This is a genomic window from Streptomyces sp. O3 (assembly GCF_054788135.1).
This window is the reverse complement of record NZ_JBTVYK010000138.1, coordinates 1-468: the sequence shown is the minus strand read 5'-3', so window position 1 is coordinate 468 and position 468 is coordinate 1. Positions and strand designations below refer to the sequence as shown.

The window sequence follows — 468 nt, the reverse complement described above, 5'->3', positions numbered from 1 at the left end:
GCCGAAGCCGTCGCCCGTGCTGGTGAAGGTCCACAGGGCCGTCTTGTACCGGCCGTCGGCCTGCTTGCCGTTGTTGTACAGGACGCTGATGTCGCCCTTGCCGTCACCGTCGAAGTCGCCGACGACGGGCTTGCTGCTCTCCCAGTTCCAGCTGCCGAAGTCAGCGGTGCTGTCCCAGACGCGGACCGGGTTGGTGAAGTCGTCACCGGTGCTGGTGAAGGTCCACAGGCCGGTCCGGTAGCGGCCGTCGGCCTGCTTGCCGTTGTTGTACAGGACGGCGATGTCGTCCTTGCCGTCACCATTGCGGTCGCCGGCGACGGGCTTGCTGCTGGCCCAGGTCCAGCTGAAGCCGGAGTCAGCGATGTTGTCCCACTTCTTCACGGGCTTGCCGAAGCCGTCGCCCGTGCTGGTGAAGGTCCACAGGGCCGTCTTGTACCGGCCGTCGGCCTGCTTGCCGTTGTTGTACAG

The 468-nt window shown here is 66.0% G+C and carries 1 protein-coding gene; it reads right to left on the bottom strand.

Going from position 1 to position 468, the window contains the following annotated elements:
* The coding region (locus ACX6XY_RS30060; protein ID WP_460337785.1) for an FG-GAP-like repeat-containing protein at nucleotides 1-468 on the bottom strand (468 nt) is incomplete at both ends.